We start from the raw sequence: 2,160 nt of genomic DNA on the forward strand, positions 1-2,160 counted from the left end.
TAAATTAGTTCCGAAATAAATCCTAAAAGTTAGTTAATAAAGGTGATGAACGCCTCATTACCAACAACTAGTGAATCTCACTCAGTAACTATTGTGTCAACTTTTGTTACAATTTGTTTCTGTAATCTAGCTGTATCTTTAATACGGAGTAATTTAAGCGATGTTTGGTTTTAAACGTTTTAACCTAACTAATTTGGTAGTTTTAACCTTACTTTTATCAGCTTGCGGCGGTGGTGGCAGTAATTCAAGCCAAGCCGAACCTGACTCCTTATTGAAAGGACAATTTATTGATAGCCCAGTAGAGAATCTTAAATATCGCACCACATCTCAGAGTGGTTTTACCAATAGCTTAGGCGAATTTATTTATAAAGAAGGAGAAAGAATTACTTTCTCCATTGGTGGAATAGATTTACCTAGCACTCAAGCTGGCCCACTAATTACACCTCTAGACCTTGCAGGTACAACTGATTTAGACCATCCAGCAGTAGTCAATATCGCTAGGTTATTGCAAAGTCTCGATAGAGATGGAAACCCTGATAACGGCATCAAAATTGATAACCAAGCGCACCAATCTGCAGAGAATATGTTCATTGATTTTGAACATGCTAATTTTGTGGCAAACATCACTAATCTAGTGGCGAATAGCGGTTCGCTCATAACCAGCTTGGTTGATAAAGAAAGTGCGATAGCTCATTTAATGCGTAGCCTTGAGATTATAGCTGATACTGATGCCGTTTTAGATGAGGAAGACAACTGTGTCAACCATGCTAATAGCAATCAACTAGATACCGATGGTGATGGTCAAGGTGATGCCTGTGATTTGACACCAAATGGACCAGATATTCATAGAAATAGTGCTCCTGAGATTGGAACAATACTTACCGATATTCGTCATTTACCAGACACTTATGGGGGGACAACAAATGTTGATCCCCCTCCCGTGAACATTGGATTTACAGTAAATGTCCAGATTTCAGACCCGGATGGTTTTGATGATCTTGAGTATGTCGACATTGTTCAACTAGATGATAATTGGTGGTGGTCGCTGTTAGATCCATCATCTTGGGGGGCACAAAGAAACTCCTGCCGAATTGGTGATTCAGATGTTTTCGAATGTGTTTTCCATTCGAGTGAGCGCCTTCACACGATTAAGCTTTCTAACTGGAAAGTTATTGTAGTAGATAAATCAGGCAATCAAATTGAGAAGCAATTTAACTTCTCTGTTTTTGGCGGAGAAGAGCCTGGTACTTACGACATTATTTACTCTCCGCAATATGATGGTGATATTTCAAATGGAATTCCTGCGTTGGAATCGTTAAGTGAAGAAGCTAATGGCTTGGTAGGTTACATAAACGAGGGAACTCAGTCGTTTCGCATTGAGTTTCAGGCGACTGATACGCGCATCAAGAACTACGAAATTCAATTGTGGTCTTATGTGTATGACGGTGTCAGCGAAGATTCAGGTGATTGGTTCTACACAGGGTACGTTCCCCTTGATAGTGCTTCTATCATGAGTACACCAATCGTAGCGGGAGTAACAACAGAGCTAGATATTAATTGGTCTGAAGTGATTCTTAAGCCGGGATTTTCACCTATGGACATTGATGCAGGGCATGTGGTTGTTTTTGATGAATTTATCGAGATTGGACCGGACCATTATTGGTCGTATCAACTCGGCACATCTGATTTTTTTTGGTTCTGGTGAACATTGAATAAAAGAAAAATACGACGAGCTTAAGGGGTCCGTGACAAATAAGAATCAGTTGTCACCGTCTCCTTATTTTTTGTTTTGTTAATAAATAATCCATAAAAAATACACCTGAACAATAGGGAAAAATATCCTCTTTTGATCTATTTTTAAGTATTATTGATTAAGTTCAAAAAAGGCCGCTTTAGAAAAGCCTTAATTTTCCAGTACCCTAATCCATGAAGATTAGGCCAAAACTAAATTGCACCTTCAACAGCAAGTTATGGCACTTTGCTGACAAAGTTTAGGCAGGGTATTTGTAGGCTCTAGTCGAAACCGCTATTTCATTGCGTGCCGACTTTTACAGCTTATCTATAGCATGGTCTCAATTCAGCTTAAGTAAGCGCTACTCTACTCTGACCCCGGCTTTTTTCTGGCACGAAAATATTCCGGTTCTTCACTTGAATCAATCA

At 39.3% G+C, this 2,160-nt stretch carries 1 protein-coding gene; it reads left to right on the plus strand.

What is annotated here, in order from left to right; genetic code table 11:
• Nucleotides 1-160: 160 nt before the first annotated feature.
• Entirely contained in the window at nt 161-1,705 is a 1,545-nt protein-coding gene (locus A3766_RS18635; protein ID WP_068642767.1) for a hypothetical protein, read from the plus strand.
• Nucleotides 1,706-2,160 lie beyond the last annotated feature (455 nt).

It is taken from the genome of Oleiphilus sp. HI0132 (assembly GCF_001635845.1).

What these genes read in the sequence shown, in the direction of transcription:
- A3766_RS18635 (WP_068642767.1), top strand. Translation starts at nt 161, where the DNA reads ATGTTTGGTTTTAAACGTTTTAACCTAACTAATTTGGTAGTTTTAACC.